Annotated in this window: 21 protein-coding genes and 5 tRNA genes; all 26 read left to right on the top strand. The window is 31.6% G+C overall.

Annotated features, from left to right (window positions below; translation table 11 throughout):
* The first annotated feature begins 174 nt into the window (after positions 1-174).
* Positions 175-723, top strand: coding sequence for a stage V sporulation protein T (gene spoVT / locus AB8U03_RS17240; protein ID WP_369705788.1), 549 nt, complete (start codon positions 175-177; stop codon positions 721-723).
* A 288-nt stretch (positions 724-1011) separates the two neighbouring features.
* Positions 1012-2547, top strand: a complete 1536-nt coding sequence (locus tag AB8U03_RS17235; RefSeq protein ID WP_369705787.1) for a putative polysaccharide biosynthesis protein — start codon at positions 1012-1014, stop codon at positions 2545-2547.
* Positions 2548-2559: 12 nt separating this feature from the next.
* Positions 2560-4005, top strand: coding sequence for a bifunctional methyltransferase/pyrophosphohydrolase YabN (gene yabN, locus AB8U03_RS17230; protein ID WP_369705786.1), 1446 nt, complete (start codon positions 2560-2562; stop codon positions 4003-4005).
* Between the two features lie 413 nt (positions 4006-4418).
* Entirely contained in the window at positions 4419-4694 is a 276-nt protein-coding gene (locus AB8U03_RS17225; protein WP_369705785.1) for an HU family DNA-binding protein, read from the top strand.
* A 61-nt stretch (positions 4695-4755) separates the two neighbouring features.
* The gene (locus AB8U03_RS17220) at positions 4756-5016 is read left to right on the top strand and encodes an RNA-binding S4 domain-containing protein (RefSeq protein WP_369705784.1); all 261 of its coding nucleotides are present in this window, start codon (positions 4756-4758) and stop codon (positions 5014-5016) included.
* Between the two features lie 57 nt (positions 5017-5073).
* Complete coding sequence (yabP, locus tag AB8U03_RS17215) at positions 5074-5364, top strand: sporulation protein YabP (RefSeq protein ID WP_369705783.1); 291 nt, start codon at positions 5074-5076, stop codon at positions 5362-5364.
* 59 nt (positions 5365-5423) lie between these two features.
* Positions 5424-5834 (top strand): spore cortex biosynthesis protein YabQ, encoded by a 411-nt coding sequence (yabQ, locus tag AB8U03_RS17210; protein ID WP_369705782.1) that lies wholly within the window; start codon positions 5424-5426, stop codon positions 5832-5834.
* A 132-nt stretch (positions 5835-5966) separates the two neighbouring features.
* Entirely contained in the window at positions 5967-6239 is a 273-nt protein-coding gene (locus AB8U03_RS17205; protein WP_369705781.1) for an FtsB family cell division protein, read from the top strand.
* 185 nt (positions 6240-6424) lie between these two features.
* Positions 6425-6835, top strand: coding sequence for a S1 domain-containing RNA-binding protein (locus AB8U03_RS17200; protein ID WP_369705780.1), 411 nt, complete (start codon positions 6425-6427; stop codon positions 6833-6835).
* A 134-nt stretch (positions 6836-6969) separates the two neighbouring features.
* Positions 6970-7058 (top strand) — tRNA-Leu (locus AB8U03_RS17195).
* 11 nt (positions 7059-7069) lie between these two features.
* Positions 7070-7145 (top strand) — tRNA-Met (locus AB8U03_RS17190).
* Positions 7146-7284: 139 nt separating this feature from the next.
* Positions 7285-7360: transfer RNA gene (locus AB8U03_RS17185), tRNA-Met, on the top strand.
* 16 nt (positions 7361-7376) lie between these two features.
* Positions 7377-7453, top strand: a tRNA-Met gene (locus AB8U03_RS17180).
* Positions 7454-7825: 372 nt separating this feature from the next.
* Positions 7826-10213, top strand: coding sequence for a stage II sporulation protein E (spoIIE, locus tag AB8U03_RS17175; RefSeq protein WP_369705779.1), 2388 nt, complete (start codon positions 7826-7828; stop codon positions 10211-10213).
* Positions 10214-10390: 177 nt separating this feature from the next.
* Entirely contained in the window at positions 10391-11779 is a 1389-nt protein-coding gene (gene tilS, locus AB8U03_RS17170) for a tRNA lysidine(34) synthetase TilS (protein ID WP_369705778.1), read from the top strand.
* Between the two features lie 4 nt (positions 11780-11783).
* Positions 11784-12329, top strand: coding sequence for a hypoxanthine phosphoribosyltransferase (gene hpt, locus AB8U03_RS17165; RefSeq protein ID WP_369705777.1), 546 nt, complete (start codon positions 11784-11786; stop codon positions 12327-12329).
* Positions 12330-12411: 82 nt separating this feature from the next.
* Positions 12412-14214, top strand: coding sequence for an ATP-dependent zinc metalloprotease FtsH (gene ftsH / locus AB8U03_RS17160; protein WP_369705776.1), 1803 nt, complete (start codon positions 12412-12414; stop codon positions 14212-14214).
* A gap of 177 nt (positions 14215-14391) precedes the next feature.
* The gene (locus tag AB8U03_RS17155; protein WP_369705775.1) at positions 14392-14775 is read left to right on the top strand and encodes a thioesterase family protein; all 384 of its coding nucleotides are present in this window, start codon (positions 14392-14394) and stop codon (positions 14773-14775) included.
* 169 nt (positions 14776-14944) lie between these two features.
* On the top strand, positions 14945-15733 hold the full coding sequence (locus tag AB8U03_RS17150; protein WP_369705774.1) for a type III pantothenate kinase: 789 nt from the start codon (positions 14945-14947) through the stop codon (positions 15731-15733).
* Entirely contained in the window at positions 15733-16695 is a 963-nt protein-coding gene (gene dusB / locus AB8U03_RS17145) for a tRNA dihydrouridine synthase DusB (RefSeq protein WP_369705773.1), read from the top strand. The genes AB8U03_RS17150 and dusB overlap by 1 nt, the downstream gene beginning before the upstream one ends.
* A gap of 59 nt (positions 16696-16754) precedes the next feature.
* Positions 16755-17579 (top strand): hypothetical protein, encoded by an 825-nt coding sequence (locus AB8U03_RS17140; protein ID WP_369705772.1) that lies wholly within the window; start codon positions 16755-16757, stop codon positions 17577-17579.
* A gap of 176 nt (positions 17580-17755) precedes the next feature.
* Entirely contained in the window at positions 17756-18235 is a 480-nt protein-coding gene (gene greA / locus AB8U03_RS17135; protein WP_369705771.1) for a transcription elongation factor GreA, read from the top strand.
* 16 nt (positions 18236-18251) lie between these two features.
* Complete coding sequence (gene lysS, locus AB8U03_RS17130; protein WP_369705770.1) at positions 18252-19763, top strand: lysine--tRNA ligase; 1512 nt, start codon at positions 18252-18254, stop codon at positions 19761-19763.
* 286 nt (positions 19764-20049) lie between these two features.
* Positions 20050-20124, top strand: a tRNA-Asn gene (locus tag AB8U03_RS17125).
* A 483-nt stretch (positions 20125-20607) separates the two neighbouring features.
* Complete coding sequence (locus AB8U03_RS17120; protein ID WP_369705769.1) at positions 20608-21999, top strand: glycine--tRNA ligase; 1392 nt, start codon at positions 20608-20610, stop codon at positions 21997-21999.
* A 457-nt stretch (positions 22000-22456) separates the two neighbouring features.
* Positions 22457-23833, top strand: coding sequence for a UDP-N-acetylmuramoyl-L-alanine--D-glutamate ligase (gene murD / locus AB8U03_RS17115; protein WP_369705768.1), 1377 nt, complete (start codon positions 22457-22459; stop codon positions 23831-23833).
* Positions 23834-23952: the final 119 nt, after the last annotated feature.

The raw sequence follows: 23952 nt of genomic DNA, 5'->3' as shown, positions 1-23952 counted from the left end.
TAAAAACTACTACGCAATAAAGTCTAACTTATTGGGGTCATATCAGATGACCTATATCATGGTTCTTTTTTAGTTTTTATAATTTAAAATAACAATTGTGTATAAAATTTCATATTTAGAAAGATAATATTAACACAAGTCATATATTATTATTTTTGAGGAGGAATTCTAAACATGAAAGCAACAGGAATTGTTAGACGTATAGACGACCTAGGTAGAGTCGTTATACCAAAGGAAATAAGAAGGACACTTAGAATAAGAGAAGGGGATCCTTTAGAAATATTTACAGACAGGGAAGGAGGAGTCATATTAAAAAAATACTCACCTATTGGTGAACTAAGTGATTTTTCAAAGGGATATACAGAATCCTTACAGCAAACTATAGGTCATGTAATTATGATATGTGATAAAGATAGTGTGGTATCAATAAGTGGAGCTCCAAAAAAAGAGTACATGGATAAAAAAATAAGTTCAGAGTTGGAAAAATTAATAGATGATAGAAAAACAGTTTCAACTTCTGAAGGAAAGGAGGTTGTACCTATATATGATGATGAAGATATTCAGGGAAAATATTCCGCTCAGGTTATATGCCCTATAATATCTGGAGGAGATGCCATTGGAGCTGTAATGATAGTATCTAAGGAGGAAGCTAAGTTTGGTGATGTAGAAATCAAATTAGCTGAAACAGCATCTTCATTTCTTGGAAAGCAAATGGAACAGTAAACAATGGCAGCATTAGCTGCCATTTGTTTTATCACACCGTAATACTCATCTTTTTCAAAGTGGAGGATAGCAATGCTGCACTCCTGGATAACTTCTTCTAAGGTTCAGGTACGAAAAACATTTCTTATAAGCAGACTTTATCTGAACCTAAAAATCACTTTATACACTAAAGCATTATTGACTATAATATAAAAAATATTCACTTAAAGTAATAATACCTTCGAGTTTTAAATAATTATAAACATGGAAATAAATTGTTTGCAACTATAGTAATTCGGAGGTATTTTTATGAAAAAACAGTCACTTATAAAAGCTACAGTTATATTAGGAGCAGCAGGTATAATATCCAAATTTTTGGGACTATTTTTTAGATGGCCACTTCAAATGCTTATAGGAGATGAAGGAGTGGGATACTATCAGATGTCTTTTCCTCTTTATATGTTTTTTATCGCAGCGGCATCAGGCATACCCGTAGCAGTATCAAAAATGGTATCTGAAAAAAATGCTGTTGGAGATTATGAAGGTGTTATTCAAGTACTTAGAAAATCTGTACTTCTAATGTTCATTTTAGGAACGGGTTTTACTGCTGTGCTTCTTGCATTTTCAGGACCCATCATACATTTTCTGAAATGGGATAGAAAATCCTACTATTCATTAATAGCAATAGCATTTGCACCTATGTTTATATCTATAATGAGTGCATTCAGAGGCTTTTTTCAAGGACTCCAAAATATGAATTATACTGCTGTATCTCAGATTATAGAGCAAATAGGAAGAGTAGTAGTGGGAGTAGGACTTGCATACCTGCTTTTACCCAGAGGGATAGAATACTCGGCAGGGGGGGCAGCGCTGGGAGCAGCTGCAGGAGGACTGTTCGGAGGAATATATTTAATAATTAAATATATTCATGTAAGAAAAGAAATAAATGTATTTAAGGTATCAGATAATAAGGACATACTGAGCAGGTTGTTATATATAGCAATTCCGGTATCTTTAGGAGCAGCTGTAAGCAGTATAATGAGCCTTATAGATTCAGCCTTGGTGCCCCAAAAGTTATTAGAAGCAGGTTTTACATACAAAAATGCGGCAATATTATATGGACAGCTTACGGGGAAGGCATTTATATTGATAAATGTGCCACTTACCATATCAGCAGCATTATGTGCCTCTTTAATGCCTATAATTGCAGAATGCCATATATTAAATAAGAATGTGGATGTAATGAATAAGGTAGATTTATCCTTTAAACTTTCTATGGTAATTGCACTTCCATCTATGTTTGGATTATATACTTTGGCCTATCCAATTTTAGATTTGATATTTCCAGGCCAATCTGCTGGCTCCAGTATACTTCAGTATTCAGCACTATCAATTCCATTTATAATACTGGTGCAAACATCTACGGCTGTACTACAGGGTGTAGGACATTATATTAGACCTGTATTTAATTTAGCTTTAGGATGTATTGTAAAGGTAGTTATAACTTTATTTTTAGTGCCAATTCCATCTGTAAATATTTATGGAGCAATTTGGGGAAGTGCAGCAGGTTATATTTTGACCTGTGTTTTAAATGTAATATTTCTGAACAAAAGATTGAAGATAGACATAAATTATTTTCAAACTATGATAAAACCGGCCTTTGCTTCCATTTTTATGATAGCAGCTGTTGAAATTATTTATTTGTACGTCTATAATTATACAGTGAGTAGCAGAATAGCATGTTTTTTAGCCATAATTTCAGGCCTGGTCATATATGTTCCACTTATAGTTGTGTTTGGCATATTCAACTATAATTATTTAAAAAATAGATTTTTAAGAAAATAAGGAGGTTTACGGATGATTAAAATAGTAGGCCTAGGCCCGGGGTCAGTGGAGTCCCTTACTTTGGGTGCCATAAATATACTTAAAAACTCAAATAAAGTTTATTTGAGAACGGAAAAACATCCTACTGTAGATTATCTAAGACAATTGGGCATAAATTTTGAAACATATGATAATATGTATGAGAAGAAGGAAAGATTTGAAGAGGTTTATGAATGTATCGCTGAGGACTTAATACAAAGAGAAAGGGAATTTAAGCAAATAGCCTATGGAGTGCCAGGTCACCCTTTAGTGGCAGAGAAATCAGTTACATTACTAATAAAGTTATGTAAAGAAAGATCGATAGATATAGAGATAATACCATCAGTCAGTTTTATAGATACTATTATAGAAAGGCTAAAGATAGATGCCGGTGACGGGATAAAAATAATGGATGCCTTTGATATAAAAAATCAAATTCTGGATAAAAGAACTGGTACCATAATAACTCAGGTGTATGATAAATTAATTGCATCTCAGGTTAAATTAGCTTTGATGGAGTACTATGGAGATGATACTGAAATATATTTTGTAAGGTCTGCAGGAATTAAAGGCAGTGAGAGCATAAGAAAAATAAAATTATATGAATTGGATAGGCAGGATGACATAGATTATTTGACATCAATTTATGTACCTAAGAATTTAGAAATTACATATGATTTAAAGGATTTATTGGATATAATGAAGAAGTTAAGAAGTGATACAGGATGTCCTTGGGATAGAGAACAGAATCATGATAGCTTAAAAAAATACCTTATAGAAGAAAGTTATGAGGTTATAGAAGCTGTAAATGAAAAAGATGATGTAAACCTTGTAGAGGAGCTTGGAGACGTATTGTTTCAAGTGATATTCCATTGTCAGATAGGAGAGGAAGAGGGATTTTTCAATATCAAGGATGTAATTAACGGTATATGTGATAAAATGATAAAGAGACATCCCCATGTATTTGGATGTGAAAATGTGGATAGTACCAAGCAGGTGTTGATAAATTGGAATACCATAAAAAAGAAGGAACAAGGACTTAAAACATATACAGATGAGCTTAAGCATGTAGCTAAAACTTTACCGGCGCTGATGAGGGCTTCAAAAGTTCAAAAAAAAGCAGCAGGAGTTGGATTTGATTGGGACAAAGTTGAATGTGCTCTGGATAAAGTGTTAGAGGAGTATTATGAAGTAAAAAATGTATATAAAAGTGAAGAAAAGGTAAAAATAGTAGAAGAAATAGGAGATTTAATATTTGCATGTGTAAATGTCGCAAGATTCCTTGACATTGACCCCGAGTTTGCATTAAATTATACTATAGAGAAATTTATAAAGCGTTTTGCATATATAGAGAAAAATGCTATGGACCATGGTTTAGATATGATGAATATGACATTAAATGAAATGGATAAACTTTGGGAGGAAGCTAAAAGTAAATAAATTTGAGTTTTATATGCAAAAAAGAAGGAGTTTATAAATTAGTGCAGAATATGGCTAATATGTCTATTATATTTAAAAACTAGTAAGTAATAAATAATTCTATTACGTATGCAAATATACATAGTTAATAGTAAAATAATTTGTATGAAGATATGAATATTTATTGCTTTCTATAAAATCTTAATTATCAAGTGATTCTTGGGTTCAGATGGAGTTTTCTCATAAGAAATACTTTTGTATTGAACCTTAGAAGGACTTATCCAGGGGTGCAACATTGTTTATCCCACACTTTGAAAAAGTCGAAGACCTTAGCAATGGCAGTCATTTGGAAAGAATTTAATTAAGATTGATTTATAAAGATATTTTGCATAGTCTTGCACATTGTCTATGAAAATAAGAGGAGGTAAAAAAAGGTGAATAAATCAGAATTAATTGCTGGTATAGCAGAAAAGTCAAAATTAACAAAGAAAGATGCAGAGGCAGCTTTAAAAGGATTTATAGAAAGTGTAGAGGAAACACTTGAAAAAGGAGAAAAGGTTCAATTAGTGGGATTTGGAACATTTGAAGTGAGAAAAAGAGCTGCTAGAATTGGAAGAAATCCTAGAACTAAAGAGGAGATAAATATACCAGAGTCAACAGTTCCTGTATTTAAGGCTGGTAAGGAATTCAAAGATAAAGTAAATAAATAATATATTTTTCAGAAAACCTGGATGAAAATCTGGGTTTTCTGTTTTAACAAGGAGAGTTTATATGAGATTAGATAAATATCTTAAGGTATCTAGAATAATAAAAAGAAGAGCTATTGCTAAAGAGGCATGTGAAAGTGGGAGAGTTATTGTAGATGGAAAGGTAGCTAAACCTAGTACTGAAATTAAAGAAGGAGATATAATAGAAATTAAGTATGCAAAAAACTCTTTAAAAGCAAAAATTTTGGATGTTAAAAATTATGTTAAAAAGGAAGACGTGCAAAATATGTATGAGATAATCATGGAAACAAAAGATGTGAAATAGAAAGTAATATAAATTCTTTTCACCACATATATTAATTATAGGTGGAGGGGATGTTTTATGGAGAAAAGAGAAATAAAGTTGGAAGATAAAAAAAGTTTATTGAGTCTTGAAAATAGAAGAAGGCTGGTACTGACAGGTATTATTGAGGTTATAAGTTTTAATGAGGATCAGATAGTCTTAAATACTAATCTTGGAACTCTTAATATTAAAGGCAAAGATTTAAAAATGAATAAATTAGATGTCCAAAATGGTGATGTTATTATAATAGGTACTGTAAATTCCTGCGTATATATAAGTAATGAGCCTAAGAAAAAAAAGCATAATTTAATATCAAAAATGTTTAAATAGTTTTTGAACTATATGGAATTTAAGCTTTTTATAAAAATATATTATTGGAAAGGGCTATTATGATTATATCGATAGGCGATCAAATTCGACTTATAATATTTAGTATTATGGCGGGAATAATAACTGGGGTACTATTTGATTTTTATAGATTGATAAGAGGATTCACCGGCTTAAATAAAATAGTGATATTTATAGAAGATACTTTATTTTGGATATTTGCAGCTATAATTGTATTTATATTTTTGATGTATACTAATTATGCTTATTTGAGAATGTACGTATATATTTTATTGGCAGTAGGTATATATTTGTATTTAAAAATTTTTAGCTCTATATTTATTGACTTTCATAAAAAGTCATTTAAAATATTGGGAAGGATATTTAGAGTAATTTTAAACATGTTCGTATATGTTTTTCAGTATGTCACTTATATGATTAAGAAAAAAAATAAAAAAAATTATAAAAATTAACTTGAAGAAAGTTAGAAATCAAATTACAATATAAATATGATGTTATTTGTGATAATTAGAAATAAAGTCATGTTCTCATAGATATACTATAATTTATAGAAGAGTTTTAATTAAAGAAACTGGTGATTAGTGGTGAAATTAAAAATTAAGTGGAATAATATATTCTTTTTATTATTGATTCTATACATAGGCTATATATTTATAGGCCAACAGTTTACTATGCAGGATATAAAAAAACAAATAGCTGAAAGAAAAACTGAGGAACAAAGGGTGAAAGGTAAAAATCAAAAATTACAGGATGAAGTTAAGATGTCTGCATCTGACGTATATATAGAAAAGCTGGCCAGAGAGAAATTAGGTCTTATTAAGCAAGGTGAAATTCCTGTAATAGACAACAAAAATTGATAGCTAAATTGTATTATAAAAACTATCGCAGAATTTTAAGAGCATATCTGCGGGATGATGGAGGATAAATAGTTGTGGAAGCAGGAAAATTTTTTGGGCAAGATCCAAGAAGTCCTACTCTATTAAAATTAAAAGAGTAAAAGTTTTAGTATATAGTATTATTTTTAAGGAGGAATCTTTTTAATATGACCTTAAAGGCAGGAAACATCCTAGAAGGTACAGTAGTTAATATCACTAGTTTTGGGGCCTTTGTAGAAGTTGAGGGTAAAACTGGATTAGTTCACATATCTGAGGTTTCAGATACTTATGTTAAAAATATAAGAGACTATTTAAAGGAGAAAGACAAAGTAAAAGTTAAGGTAATTTCTATTGATGATAATGGCAAGATAAGTCTATCTATGAAGCAGGCAGAGCAGGATAAGAGAAGTGCAAGACCATTGGAAATAGATTGGCAAAAAGAGAATAGCAAACAGAATCAAGGCAGTTTTGAAGATAGATTGTCTAAATTTTTAAAAGATAGTGAAGAGAGATTTCAAGACATAAAAAAACATCAGGATTCCAAAGGGAAAGGTTATAAAAAATCATCTAATTACTAATTATGTGATTTGAAGAGGCCTATATGAGGCCTCTTTTATTAATTGTAATATAAAATTTTATTAAAGCTGTTGACAATATTCTATTTATCATATATAATAACTTATGTCGTCAAATTGAGAAATTGTTAGGTAATGCTGGAGTGGCGGAACAGGCAGACGCACAGGACTTAAAATCCTGCGGGCTTTAAAACCCGTACCGGTTCGATTCCGGTCTTCAGCACCAAAACAAAATGACGCGGGGTGGAGCAGTTGGTAGCTCGTCGGGCTCATAACCCGAAGGTCGTAGGTTCAAGTCCTTCCCCCGCAACCAAAATTGTATATGATGTGGTGTAATAGCTTGAATGACAAGAGCAATTGATTTATATTTGAAGGCCATAGGATATTCTGTATCTGATGTTGATTTATTTATCGGAACGGTGGAATAGGTCTTCAGCACCAAAACAAAATGACGCGGGGTGGAGCAGTTGGTAGCTCGTCGGGCTCATAACCCGAAGGTCGTAGGTTCAAGTCCTTCCCCCGCAACCAAAATTGTATATAATATGGCGGAATAGCTCAGATGGCGAGAGCATTCGGTTCATACCCGAAGGGTCATAGGTTCAATTCCTATTTCCGCTACCAAACACTAAAGACTTGTAAAATTTTACAAGCCTTTTTATATTTTAAGCTTTTTAATTTAATAAACATTTATACACAAAGTTCTACATGGGGCTTTGTGTATTTTAGGATATAGGTAGAATTATAAACACTGTGGATAAATACCGAAAATTATATGTGGATAAAAAGTACTTGATGATAAAATAAAATCATATATGACATATATGAAGGTAATGAATGTGAATTTTTTAATGTAATTGTCTAAAATAAAAATTATAGAAAAAACATAGGATTTAATGTCCTAAAAAAAATATGAACACGTTTCACTTTATGACATTTATTTCCATTGCACACTGCTATAATAAAGAAAGTGATTTTATAGGGTGGGTGATATTGATGCAATATGGAGTAGAAGTTTTTCCTTATCAACGAACAAAAAAATTAAAAGATGAGGGAAAGAAAAGTGGATTTAAAAGTTTAGACGTTATAATTAAATTGGCATTTTACCTTTTAGCGGGTTTCTTGGTGGGAAGAGTTATGATGGTAAATCTTATGGCACCTTTTGGGATAGCATTTTTTATATCGATAGCAGTATGTGAAAAGCAAGTACCCTCATTGGCAGCTGCCTTTGGTACCTTGCTTGGATATATATCCATATATGGAAATGTAAAGTATCTACCAGTATATTGTATAATAACTGTTACGTTAACTCTTTTAAATTATATTCTAAAGAGTATTGATAAGAATAAAAAATTGATTTTCTTATTTTCAGCTGCATTTTTGGAATTTTTTTTCTATAAGTTTATTGTAGTTAAGTTAACTGCTGGAGTAGCTGCTTTTAATTCTGTTTTTGAAATTATGTGTATCTTCTCATTATATTTTATTATTAATTATTCTATAATATGCTTTAAAGAATCAAAAACAAGACATTTATATAACAGTGAGGAAATAATCAGTATGTCTATAACCATCTCATTAATTATAGCTGGAACCTGGGGGACAAGCATAGGAGGGGTGTCTTTTAGGAATATAATAGCTTTAACTTTTATTCTCATATTAGGTTATGTAAGAGGGAGTGCTTCAGGTGCAGCAGCAGGAGTGGCAATGGGAACTATTATAGGAGTTACTTCTAATGACATGATGACTTACACTGCGGTTTATGGATTGTGTGGACTTATATCGGGTATATTCAGAGAAACAGGCAAATGGTTTAGTGGATCGGCCTATATTGTAGCATTTGCCATATTAAAGATGTATTCCAATGTAGGTAGTCAATTTAAAATTATAGAAGTAATTATAAGTTGTATTGTATTTTTAGCCATACCTAAAGGGGTATATAAAAAAATGGAATTGGAATTGGATTGTGAGAAGAAGCAAGAATATCTAAAAGAAAATTACGCGGATAAAATTAAATCTATATTTGTAAAAAGACTAGATAGTTTTTCCAACGTACTTACTAATATGTCATCTGTTCTGGCAAAGCTGGCGGAAAATGATAAATTGGCTATGAAAAATAAAAGCAGTGCTCTTGTAGAAAATTTAGCCGATAGAGTTTGCTCCGCTTGTGATATGAAATCCATGTGCTGGAGGAGAGAAACTTTTTACACTTATAATGGATTTTCCGAATTAATACAAAATTATCAGGAGAATAAAAAGCGCATTCCAGAAGAACTTCAAAGAAAATGCATTAAAAGAACTCTTCTTATGAAAAACACTGAGGAAATTGTAAACAATTATATCGTAAATGAGATGTGGAGAATAAGGCTGGGAGAATGCAGGGGACTTCTAGCATATCAGATAGAAAATATGGGAAGAACGGTTACAGAAATAGCAGAAGATTTTCACTCTGATATAAAATTTAATCCTGAAGTGGAAAATAACATTCGGAGAATTTTAAATAAAGGAAAAATACATTATAAAGATGTATTCTGTTTTAATGATAGAAATGATCATTTAGTTGTAAATTTATCTATGGAAGCCTGCGGAGGAAGGCAAGAGTGTATTAAAGATGTGTTACCTCTTATAAATAATGTAACTGGTAAATTGATGTGTGTAAACGATAATGGATGTAATATAAATTCTTCCATGGGCAGCTGTAGTATAACATTTGAAGAAACCCCTAAATACCATATATCAGCTTATGTTAATGTGAATTGCAAAGATGGGGAAAAATACAATGGAGACAGTTACAGCTTTGGCAAGTTGCCGGATGGAACATATATGACAATAATAAGTGACGGTATGGGGTCAGGGCCTCAGGCGGGGCAGGAAAGCAGTGCTACTGTGGAGCTTATAGAAAAGTTCACTAATTCCGGATTTAATAAGATGACGGCCATTAATACGGTAAATTCCATTATGGGCATTAAATTTACAGAAGATGAGAAGTTCTCCACGCTAGACTTAAGCAGTGTGGATTTATATGAAGGGGAAATAGATTTTATGAAAGTGGGAGCAGCAGCCAGCTTTATAAAAAGAGGAGATGATATTATAGTTATAAAATCTAAGACTCTTCCCATAGGAATACTAGATAAACCGGATATAGATATAACTAATAAAAGAATAATAAACGGGGACTTTATAATAATGGTCAGTGACGGAGTGGTGGATTATGATAATGAAAATGCGGGGAATTTTCAATGGATAGTGGAATTCTTAAAAAAATTGGATTGTACAGATCCAAAAGAAATGTGTCAGAAGATTATTGATAAAGCTAAAGAGTTGTCTGGAGGAAAAATAAAGGATGATATGACAGCAATTGTTGAAAAGGTATATAGTCTCTATTAATAAAAATATAATAAACCTAAGTTTTCTTATTATAAAAATTAGGCTGTTGATAATTTATAGCATCAACAGCCTAAATGTAGGTATTATAGCATTTAGGCACAAAAAATAATACATTTATGGTATAATATAATAATATATTATACCATAAATGACTTTTAGGTTTAGGAAGTGCTTGTTTTGATAGAATCTGTATTAAATACCATAAGAAAAAATGCAATGTTTAAAAGCAATGATAGAGTGATAGTAGCTGTATCAGGAGGGCCTGATTCTATATGTCTATTGCATATATTATATGTTTTACGTGAAGAATTAAATATAACTTTGTTTGCAGCTCATGTAAATCATTGCTTAAGAGGTATAGAGGCGGATAAAGATGAATTGTATGTGGAAAGTTTTTGTAAAAATCTAGGCATTGAATTTAAAAGTTTAAAAATAAATATAAATGACGTGGCTAAAAAGAGAAATATATCCTGTGAAAGTGCAGGAAGGGAAGAAAGATATAAATTTTTTAAAAAACTTAAAGCTGAATTAAAAGCTCAGAAGATAGCCATAGCACATAATGCCAATGATCAAGCTGAAACCATCTTGATGAGAATTATAAGAGGAGCTGGATTAAATGGACTTATTGGAATAAGGCCTGTAAGAGATAATATTTTTGTAAGACCACTAATACATAATACCAGAGATGAAATTGAAAAATATTGTAATGATAATAATCTTCAGCCTAGAATTGATAAAACTAATTTTCAAACTGTATATTCCAGAAATAAAATAAGATTGGAACTCATACCATATATACAAAAAAACTTTAATCAAGATATAATTAAAGTTTTAAATAGATTTTCGGATACAATAAAAGTAGATAATGACTATTTAGAGTATATTTCACGAGAAAAATTCAAAAAATATTGTGACATAAAGCTAGAAAAGGTTATAATATCTAAGGAGGCATTTTTAGAGCAAGAAGCTATATTGACTAGAATAATTAGATTTTCACTAGAAAGTGCAGCTAAAAGTTTAAAAGATTTTGAGAAAGTTCATATTTTTAGTATAATAGATATTCAGAAACACTCTACTGGTAAAGAATTGATGCTTCCACATAATATATTGGCAGTAAATAACTATGGAGATATTATAATAAGAAAAAATGTGACAAAAACTGAAATAACTTGCTCAAGGCAATATAAACTGGAAATTGGGTGTAATTATATTTCAGATATTAAACTCAAGGTCTATGTAAAATTAACTGACAATAAGGAATATATACACTATAATCAAAATAAATTCATTCAATATTTTGATTATGATAAAGTACGGGGAGATATAATGTTGAGAAATAGGAAGAAGGGAGATAAGTTAATACCGCTTGGAATGTTGGGAAATAAGAAATTGAAAGATCTTTTCATAGATTTAAAGATATCAAAAGATAAGAGAGACAGTATTCCATTAATATGTTTTGGAGATAAAATTGCATGGGTAGTTGGATATAGAATAAGTGAAATTTTTAAAGTAGATAAAAGCAGTAAAACTATTTTGGCTATAGGATTTGAAAGTGAGGAAACATAAAATTATGAGTACTATAAGTGATGACATTAAGGAAATTCTGCTTGATGAGAAGACAATAAAAAAGAGAGTTAAGGAAATGGGTAAAAAAGTAAGTGAGGATTATGAAGGCAAGGATTTAATGCTTGTGGGTATATTGAAAGGTTCAGTTCCATTTATGGCAGATTTGCTTAGAGAGATAACTATTCCATGTAGTATGGATTTCATGGCAGTTTCCAGTTATGGAAATTCTACAAGCAGTTCAGGTGTTGTAAGGATTTTGAAGGATCTGGATTATGAAATGGAGAACAAACATGTGTTAATAGTTGAGGATATTATAGATTCAGGTGTAACTTTGGCATATCTAATTGATTATTTGAAAGGAAGAAAGGCTAAAAGCATAGAAATAGCTTGTCTTCTAAATAAAGCAGAGAGAAGAAAAGTTAATGTTAAAGCTAAATACATAGGATTTGAAGTCCCCGATTACTTCTTGGTAGGATATGGCTTAGATTATGCAGAAAAATATAGAAATTTTCCATACGTTGGTATATTAAAGGAGGAAGTTTACAAATAATTAGTATTAAAATTTATTGTAAAGGAATTTTACTTATGATACAATTTTACAGTATTAAACTAGAAAGAGAGGGGGGCCTTTAATGAAAAAATTTTCAAGCGCAACGGCCTGGGTTATAGTTTTCATATTAGTAATTCTTGCTGCATTACTGTTAGTAAGAACTAATGATAATTCAGTATCCATTAGTTTTAATGATTTTCAAAAAGATTGGCTAAGTAATAATATAAAAAGTTTTCAACTTAGGGAAGATAATATGACAGTTCAGGGTAGTTTGAAAAACGGAACAGCTTATGAGACTGTAGTTCCATCTGAGAGATTATTTCAGTTTATAGGAGAACATCCTAAAGATGGTGAAGTTCAGGAAACGTATGTTAAGCCAGCTACAATGCCTATGTGGGTCCAATATTTACCTACAGTTCTTGTGATACTTATGCTTGTGGCGTTTTGGTTTATGTTTATGCAGCAATCTCAAGGCGGTGGGGGAAATCGGAATGTAATGAATTTCGGCAAGAGCAGGGCTAAGATGGCCACACCAGATAAAAAAAAGGTAACTTTCGAAGATGTTGCAGGAGCAGATGAGGAAAAAGAAGAATTGGCAGAAATAGTAGATTTTTTAAAACAACCTAAGAGATATATAGAAATGGGAGCTAGAATACCTAAAGGAGTTTTACTTATAGGACCTCCAGGAACTGGTAAGACGCTTTTGGCTAAGGCTATATCAGGTGAAGCAGGAGTACCATTTTTTAGTATATCAGGTTCTGATTTTGTAGAGATGTTTGTAGGTGTAGGTGCTTCAAGGGTAAGAGATTTGTTTGATCAGGCAAAGAAAAATTCACCTTGTATAGTATTTATAGATGAAATAGATGCAGTTGGAAGACAAAGAGGAGCTGGACTTGGTGGAGGACATGATGAAAGAGAGCAGACTTTAAATCAGCTTTTAGTTGAAATGGATGGATTTGGTGCTAATGAAGGAATAATAATGATAGCTGCCACGAATAGGCCAGACATATTGGATCCTGCTCTTTTAAGACCTGGAAGATTTGACAGGCAAATACTTGTAGGTGCACCAGATGTTAAAGGCAGAGAAGAGATACTTAAAGTTCATTCTAAAAATAAACATTTAGATGATGAAGTGAAACTGGATGTTTTAGCAAAGAGGACACCTGGATTTACAGGTGCTGATTTAGAAAATCTTATGAATGAATCTGCCCTTCTAGCAGTTAGAAATAATAAGACTTTAATTGGAATGGATGAATTGGAAGAGGCAGTGACAAGGGTAATAGCAGGACCTGAAAAAAAGAGCAGGGTTATTGATGAAGAAGACAGAAAGCTCACTGCATACCATGAAGCAGGTCACGCAGTGGTTATGAAACTTTTACCTAATTCGGATCCGGTTCATCAGATAAGTATAATACCAAGGGGAATGGCTGGTGGATATACCATGCATCTTCCGGAAAAAGACAGTTCATATATGTCAAAGGCAAAGCTTGAGGATGAGATTGTAGGGCTTTTAGGAGGAAGAGTAGCAGAAAAATTAGTAATTGGTGATATAAGCACTGGAGCTAAAAATGATATTGAAAGAGCTACAACTATAGCTAGGAAAATGGTAATGGATTATGGAATGAGTGATCTTGGACCCATTGCATTTGGCTCAGGGCATGATGAAGTATTTTTAGGAAGAGATTTTGGAAAAGGTAAGAATTATAGCGAAGAAGTGGCTTTTGAAATAGATAAGGAAATAAGAAAATTAATAGACGAAGGTTATAATAAAGCTGAAAAACTTCTTTCACAAAATATGAATAGATTAAGAGCTGTAGCTGAGAGGCTTTTAGAAAAAGAAAAACTTGAGGCAGATGAATTTGAAGAAGTTTTTAATCAAGCATAATTTAACATGGTATATAAAAAAATCCTGTACATATCACAGGATTTTTTTATATTGATTATTTATATTATTATGTAAGATGTTTTCACCTAGTAATGTATTTTAAAAGTTAAATAACAGTGATATAATGATTTATGTGTCTTATAGGGTGTAAATTTTATATGAAATGAGATGATTGCAATGGAATTTAATGTAAGAGAAGGCATTACTTCTACTATGGAAGTACATGTAACTGAGAATGATACAGCAAAAAAAATAGGCTCTGGTGATTTAAATGTATTTGCTACACCAGCTATGACAGCTCTTATTGAAAATACATGTAAAAACTGCGTGGATCTTCATCTTCCTTCAGGATATACTACAGTGGGTATAGAAATAAATGTAAAACATATTAAACCATCTCCAGTTGGCGTTAAAGTTAGATGTGAAGTTTTTCTGGAAAAAGTTAAAGAGAAAAAATTATTTTTTAAGGCTGAAGTTTGGGATGATACTGGAAAGATTGGGGAAGGATCTCATATTAGATATATAGTGAATAGTGTGGATTTTATGAAAAAAATACAATAGAAGATGTGGAGATATTTAATCTTGACAAATAAGATTTTATTGATACAATTAAATTATAATTTTGACAGAAATCTATTAATTCTAGAGCAGCTTTAAAGCTGCTCTAGAATTATGTATATTATGGATAAAATAAATTTATTGATTTTATTTAGAAAGATGGTGTTGTTTAGTGATTTTGGTTCTGGATGTGGGCAATACTAATATTGTTTTGGGAATATATGATGATGATGATCTTATTTCAGTCTGGAGATTATCTACAGATGATAAAAGAACAGCAGATGAATATGGAGTTCAAGTTATGGAATTATTTTTGCAAAATAATTTAAATTTATCGGATATAAAAGGAGCTATAATATCTTCTGTGGTACCTAATATAATGTATTCACTGGAACATATGGTGATAAAGTATTTTCAGGTTATTCCGGTTATAGTTGGACCAGGAGTGAAAACTGGAATAAATGTAAGGTATGATAATCCAAGGGAGGTAGGAGCAGATAGAATAGTAAATGCTGTAGCTGCCCATGAAATATATAAAAGATCTATAATTATTATAGATTTTGGAACAGCCACTACATTTTGTGCAATCACTGCTAAAGGAGATTATCTAGGAGGAGCTATATGTCCTGGGATAAAGATATCTTCAGATGCACTGTTTGAGAAAGCAGCTAAACTTCCAAGGGTGGAAATTACCAAGCCATCTAATATTATATGTAAGAATACTGTGTCTAGCATACAAGCTGGTATAGTATATGGATATATTGGACAGGTAGATTATATAGTTAAAAATATGAAAAAGGAAATGATGGATTTAGGTGAGGAGGAGCCCTTCATAATAGCTACAGGGGGCCTGGCTAAGCTTATAAAGGAAGGATCTGAATCCATAGATATAATTGATTCCATATTGACATTAACAGGACTTAGAATAATTTACGACAAAAATAAGGAAACGGTGTCTTAATGAAAATAGGAGAAGTAGAATTTGAAAACAATGTATTTTTGGCTCCTATGGCAGGTGTTACTGATAGAGCATTTAGGGAATTGTGTATGGAGATGCAGTGTGGATTTGCTTATACGGAGATGATAAGCGCCAAAGCCCTGTTTTATGGAAATAAAAGAACTCGAGATATGTTTCTTGCATCTCCTAAAGAAGGACCTATAGGTGTGCAAATATTTGGGAGTGATCCACTTATAATGGCTAAAGCCTGCGATTTTTTTAATGACAATGAGCAGATTGGTGTGGTAGATATAAATATGGGGTGTCCGGCTCCTAAAATAGTAAAAAACGGAGATGGATCTGCTCTTATGAAAAATCCACTGCTTGCATCAAAAATAGTAAAAGAGGTAAAAAAGGCTTCTTTAAAACCCGTTACTGTAAAGATGAGAATTGGTTTTGATTTTGACAATATAAATGTGGTGGATTTTGCAAAGAGTATGGAACAATCTGGGGCAGATGCCATAACGGTCCATGGTAGAACTAGTATCCAAATGTATAGTGGTAAGGCCAATTGGGATATAATATGTCAAGTAAAGAAAGCAGTTGAAATCCCAGTAATCGGCAATGGTGATATATTTGCGGCAGAAGATGCAAATGCGATCTTCAACAAAACAAAATGTGATGGGATAATGATTGGAAGAGGAGCTATGGGAAATCCATGGATATTTAGTCAAATACGACAATATATGGAGAAACGTTCTGTTAGATATCCTACTCCAAGAGAAAGAGTGGATGTGTGTATAAAACACTATAACAAATCTATTTATTATAATGGAGAAGACAGGGCAGTAAAAGAGATGAGAAAACACATAGCTTGGTATATAAAAGGCCTGAAAAACAGTAAAGAAATAAAAGACAAAATAAATTATGAAAAGTATAGCGAAAATGTATTTGAAATTTTAGATAAATATAAATGTCTGTTGTAATTTTTAATTTGATGGGAGAATAAGATATTATTGTAAGTAATTTAAGGGGAATAGCAAATGTGAGATCTATTTTGTATGCAAAATCGGATAGAGATGTTTTTTATGATGATAATAGTTTTTGGGGAAGGATAAAAGATAGATTCAAAATAAGAATGGAGGAAAAGCTTTTTATAAAGGAATTTGGATTAAAAATTGGAATTATGAAATTCCCTCTAAATATCAATATGAATTCCTATAGAAATAACATTTTAAAGGCCCAAAAAATATCTAAAATAAAAGATATATGCTTAGTACCAAAAATATATAGATATTTGGACTATAATTTATATAATAAATTTCAAAGAGAATTAATGGCCTTTAGTATTGTAAGAAGTTCAAAAATCATACTTAGAAATAAAAAAAAGAGTATAAGGCATAGCTGTGTAGTTATTTATGACGCTTCAAAACCTATTTTATTTGATACTATATGTTTTTTAGCTAAAGAAGCCAAGTTTATAGTGCTGCTTTCCCCAGATATAGTGAAAGCAAACGAACTTAGGCAATATATTACAGCAAATTATGGTGTAACACCTATAGTTACCTCTGACATGAATTTTTCTTTTAAAAGTGCAGATTTTATTATAACTTCTGAAAGAATCAGTGCAGACAATAATAAGTATATATGGTATTTGGATAATAGTTATATACCATGTTATAAAAATAATATTATAGTAAATGATATTGAGTATAAAATTCCATGGGATTTTAAGTATGGTAACATATCCTTCGAGCTTTTAGGTTCTATACTTTGCCAGCTGGGTGAAAAAGATGTGGAGAAGTCTTTACAATCCAATGGCGTATTTTTAAATAAAATAAAATTCAATAAGGATGAATTGATTTTGTAAAAATATAGGCATTTATAAGATTAGTGTAGAGGAGATCTTATTACGTTGACATTATAATAGTGCTGTTTTATAATTACTTAAATGATAATTGTGAAGATTAATTAAAGTACAATAAATCTGAAAAAGTTATGGGATATGGGAGAGGTTTATATAAATTATTGAAAGGGGAGAGTGGAATGAGTGCATTAAAAAAATATGTGATGACCTATGAGGGAATAAGAAAACTTGAACAGGAATTAGAAAATTTAAAAACAGTTAAAAGAAAAGAAATTACTGAAAAAATTAAAATGGCTCTTTCATTTGGAGATTTAAGTGAAAATTCGGAGTATGATAGTGCTAAAAATGAACAAGCATTTGTGGAAGGAAGGATAGTTCAACTTGAAAATATGCTGAAAAATGCTACTATAGTAGATGAGGATGAAATTCCACCGGATATAGTGAATGTAGGTTCCATTGTAAAGGTAAAGGATTATGATCTTGAAGAAGAAGTTGAATATTTAATTGTAGGATCTGCAGAGGCCGATCCCGTTAATAATAAAATATCCAATGAGTCACCTGTGGGTAAAGGACTTATGGGAAAAAGAGAGGGAGACATACTTGAAATACAGATTCCAGATGGAATTAGCAAATATGAAATACTAAGCATAAGAAGATAATTGGAGGGTAATGTTGATGGCAAAAGATGAAAAAAACACACATATACTGGAAGAAAATTCCAATGAGCTGATAAAGGAGAGACTTCAAAAATTAGCAGCTTTAAAAGAAGAAGGGAAAGATCCCTTTGAAGTTTATAAAGTAGAAAGAACTCATACTTCTGAGGAAGTGAGAAATAATTATGAAACCTTAGAGGGAAAAAATGTAACTGTTGCAGGGAGATTGATATCAAAAAGAGTTCATGGCAAAGCTGGTTTTTCAGATTTGTATGACAGATATGGAAAAATTCAGCTGTATATAAAAATAAATGATGTAGGTGAAGATAAGCTTAAAGAATATAAGTCCTATGATATAGGAGATATTTTATCTGTAACAGGTAGAGTATTTAAAACTAAAACAGAAGAAATAACAATTCATATTACAGATTTTGAACTGGTAGCTAAGTCTCTCAAGCCGCTTCCAGAAAAATGGCATGGATTAAAAGATCCAGATTTAAGATATAGACAGAGATATGTGGATTTAATAATAAACAGTGATGTTAGAGATACTTTCTTGAAGAGAACTGCTATAATAAAATCAATAAGAGAATTCCTAGATAATAAGGACTATATAGAAGTGGAGACCCCAATACTTTCATCAATAGCTGGAGGAGCTGCAGCAAAACCCTTTACAACCCATCATAATGCACTTGATATAGATATGTATTTAAGAATTGCTACAGAACTATACCTTAAAAGACTTATAGTTGGGGGCTTTGAAAAAGTATATGAAATTGGTAAGTGCTTTAGAAATGAAGGTATGGATATAAGACATAATCCAGAATATACATCTATTGAGTTATATGAAGCTTTCGCAGATTATAATGATATGATGGAAATTACTGAAAATATGGTTGCATATGTATGTGAGAAAGTTCTTGGTACTACAAAAGTAGTTTATGAAGATACAGAAATAGACTTTAAACCGCCATGGAAGAGAATCACTATGGTAGATGCAGTTAAAAAGTTCGCAGGTGTGGACTTTGATGAAGTGAAAGATGATGAGCAAGCTAGAGAAATTGCTAAAGAAAAACATATTGAATTAAAGAAGGAATTGAAGGATTGTTCAAAAGGCGACATATTGGATGCCCTATTTGAAGAGTTTTGCGAAGAGAAGTTTATTCAACCTGCTTTTGTGATGGATTATCCTGTTGAAATATCACCTCTTACTAAAAAGAAAAGGGGTAATCCTAAGTTTACAGAAAGATTTGAAGGATTTGTATTTGGAAGAGAAATATGTAATGCCTATTCAGAATTAAATGACCCTATAGTTCAAAAGGAAAGATTTATGCAGCAGCTAAAAGAAAGAGAATTAGGTGATGATGAGGCATATATGATGGATGAAGATTTCTTAAATGCACTTGAAATAGGCATGCCTCCGACTGGAGGTTTGGGAATAGGTATAGATAGACTGGTAATGTTTTTAACAGATTCCTATTCTATAAGAGATGTTATACTTTTCCCTACAATGAAACCAAATCAGCAGCAGTAAGTTTGATAACATCACTATAATTGTTATTTTATTACTGAAATTAAATATATGTGACATGGTTTAAAATCCAGGGGTTTTTTATTAATTTAGGAGCCCTTGGATTTTTTATAGTAAACTCTTAAATTTATTATCTTTTGAATATAAAATATATTGCATTTTTAAAATTGCATGATATAATTATACATGTAAGTCNTTTTTTATAGTAAACTCTTAAATTTATTATCTTTTGAATATAAAATATATTGCATTTTTAAAATTGCATGATATAATTATACATGTAAGTCGTTCCGTGGTAGCTCAATGGTTGAGCATTCGGCTGTTAACCGAAGGGTTGGAGGTTCGAGCCCTCTCCACGGAGCCATTTTATTTTGTGGATTTCAGTGACTTAATATTTACATTTGCATACAATAGGGTATAATAAGAGTTATATGAATAATTTAATAAATAGCTATGATAAAGAATAGTAGCAATATAAATTTCTAAAGAGAAGTTGTGGATGGTGTAAACAACGAAATTTTTTGTGAAGGGGCTTTTGAGCTGAGTATTTCAAAGATGAGCTTGTGCTAAAAAGGGTGGAACCGCGGAGATAATTCGTCCCTTTGAAGTAGGCCCTTTTTTTATACCCAAAATTGCAGTTTGTATTCTGCTAATAATTGATTATCAAGTGATTTTTAGGTTCAGGTGGAGCTTGCTCATAAGAAATACTTTTCGTATCTGAACCTTAGAAGAGCTTATCCAGGGGTGTAGCAGTGCTTATCATTCCATGCTGTACGAAGCCGGGAGTGTTAGCAATGGCAGCCATCGGATAAAAATTCAATAAATTATTGAGAGGAGAAATTATAATATGGCTTTTGAAAAAACTATGGATAAGGTAGTGGCTTTGGCTAAAAACAGGGGATTTGTGTATCCTGGCTCAGATATATATGGAGGGCTTGCCAATACATGGGACTATGGACCTGTTGGAGTGGAACTGAAAAATAATGTAAAGAGGGCCTGGTGGAAGAAGTTTGTTCATGAAAATGAGCACAATGTAGGAATAGATTGTGCAATACTTATGAATAGTGAAGTTTGGGTGGCCTCAGGTCATGTGGGAAACTTCACCGATCCTCTTATGGATTGTAAAGAATGTAAGGCCAGGTTTAGAGCGGATAAATTAGTTGAGGAGCACATGACGTCAAAAGGAGTGGAGAAGGCCAGTGCAGATGGATGGAGCAATGAAAAGTTAAAAAAATATATAGATGATAACAATATTGTCTGTCCTAGCTGTGGGAAAAAGAATTTTACTGACATTAGACAATTTAATCTTATGTTTAAAACATTTCAGGGAGTTACGGAGGATTCGAAGGCAGAAATATATTTGAGACCTGAAACAGCCCAAGGTATATTTGTAAACTTTAAAAATGTCCAGAGAACAAGTAGAAAAAAGATACCTTTTGGTATAGCTCAAATAGGCAAGGCATTTAGAAATGAAATAACTCCAGGAAATTTTACTTTTAGAACTAGAGAATTTGAGCAAATGGAGCTGGAATTTTTCTGTAAACCTGGAAGCGATTTGGAATGGCATAGTTATTGGAAGGATTATTGTTGGAAGTTTTTATTGAATCTTGGCATGAAAGAGGAAAATATAAGATTTAGAGATCATGACAAGGAAGAACTTTCTCATTATAGTAATGCTACTTCTGATATTGAATATTTATTTCCTTTTGGATGGGGAGAACTTTGGGGTGTGGCAGACAGAACAGATTATGATTTGACCCAGCATCAAAATCATTCAGGAAAAGACATGACATATATGGATCCTATCACTAAGGAAAAATATATACCGTATTGTATAGAACCTTCTGTAGGAGCAGATAGGGCAGTGCTTGCATTTTTAGTTGATGCCTATGATGAAGAAGAACTGGAAGGAGGAGATGTAAGAACAGTATTACATTTTCATCCGGCAATAGCCCCATTTAAAGCAGCAGTTCTTTGTCTTAGCAAGAAACTATCAGAGAAATCTTTGGAAGTTTATAATATGCTGAAAAAAGATTTTAATATAGATTATGATGATGCAGGAAGTATAGGAAAGAGATATAGAAGAGAAGATGAAATTGGAACTCCTTATTGTATAACTGTAGACTTTGATACTATAGAAGATAATACTGTTACTATAAGAGATAGAGATACAATGAAACAATTTAGAATTAAAATAGAAGAATTGAAAGGATTTATACAAGGGAAAATACAATTTTAATGATATGTCCAACTGATTTTGAGATATAAAAATCAGTTGGACATATTTCATATATAAGAAATCATCTGAATAATAGACAAAAAATTCACCGAATAATCGTGATTATTCGGTGAATTAGGGTTTAATCATGGGGATATGTTATATGTTTAATTAAAACTTGGGGAATTATATTAATGTTCCTTACGGCACAAACATAGTATAGCATAATAGGATAATAATTTTCAATAGTCAACAATAAAGTTGTTAAATTAAATATTTTCTCATAATTTTGACTATACTCGACATGCTTTAATTTAATAATAGGTAAATGGTTTAATAGGAATATATTCATGTCGGGCAAACTCCACCGTATCCGAGAATCGCTTGATAATTGGAAGTATATTATTTTACAATATGTTGTGCTATTATATAATCAAAATATAAATTATTGTAATAAGTCTGGTATGGAGGTAATTTTATGAAAAAAGATTTCAATGAGTTTAAAAAGTTTATAAAAGGTAAAAAAACAGCGGTAGTTGGTATAGGAATAAGCAATAGGCCTTTAATTAATTTTTTATTGAGTTTAGGTGCAGAAGTTACTGCTTTTGATAAAAAGAGTGAAAATCAATTAGGAAAAATAGCAAAAGAATTTAGAGAAAAAAATATAGATCTGGTATTAGGTGAAGATTACCTTCATAATCTAAATGAGTTTCAGGTGATATTTAAAACACCTTCTATGAGAATAGATGATCCATATCTTGTGAAGGCTAAACAAAATGGAGCATATATAACTTCTGAGATGGAGGAATTTATTAAATATTGTCCTGCTAAAATATATGGAGTGACTGGAAGTGACGGCAAAACTACTACTACTACCATTATATATAATATTTTAAAAGACCATGGATATAAGACTTGGATTGGAGGAAACATAGGTACTCCATTATTCACCAGGATAAATGAAATGAAAAGTGAAGATAAGGTAGTTTTGGAATTATCCAGTTTTCAATTAATGACTATGAATGTTTCACCTGAAGTTGCAGTTATAACTAATATTAGTCCTAATCATTTAGATATTCACAAGGACATGAATGAATATGTAAATGCTAAAAAGAATATATTCAGATATCAGGGTAAGAAAGACTTGCTTGTGCTCAACAGAGATAATGACATAGTGAATTCCATGGTGCCGGAAGCTGTAGGCAGTGTAATACAATTTAGCAGTAAAAGAATGCTAAATGAAGGAGGATATTTAAAAGATAATAGTCTGTATATAGATGAAAATGAGGTTTGTAAAATAAAAGAAGTGAAGCTTAAGGGAATGCATAATGTGGAAAACTTTTTAGCGGCTTTTTGTTCAATAAAGGATGATGTGGATATTGAAAATATGAGAAAGGTTGCTGTCAATTTTTCCGGAGTGGAGCATAGGTGTGAATTTGTAAGAAGTGTAAATGGAGTGAAATACTATAATGATTCCATTGCTTCAAGTCCTACTAGGACTCTAGCCGGACTTAGAGCTTTTGAAAAACCTGTTATATTAATAGCAGGTGGATATGATAAAAAAATACCTTTTGATACTCTGGCAGAGGAAGGATATTCGAAGATCAAAACTTTAATACTTATGGGAGCTACAAGAGAAAAAATCAAGCTGTCCTTTGATAAATTAAAAAATGAAAAGGGAATTAAGGTACCCATAGTTATGGTGGATTCTTTATCTGATGCAGTTAATAAAGCAAAGGAGTTGGCGGATAAGGGAGATATTATTACTCTTTCGCCTGCCTGCGCTAGCTTTGACATGTTCCCTAACTTTGAAGTTAGAGGAAATAGTTTTAAGGATATAGTGAATAATCTATAAAAACCTAGTGAATCAGCCACATCAGAACGTAAATTTTGATGTGGCTGATTGTTTTATGCATAAAGATAACTATTCCTGGTGTATCGGTATGCGAATATTGGAGGAAAAGATATATTATA

It is taken from the genome of Clostridium moutaii (genome assembly GCF_041205085.1).
Classification (GTDB): Bacteria; Bacillota; Clostridia; order Clostridiales; family Clostridiaceae; genus Clostridium_B; species Clostridium_B moutaii.
The sequence above is the reverse complement of the archived record's forward strand: the minus strand, read 5'-3'. Positions and strand labels throughout refer to the sequence as shown.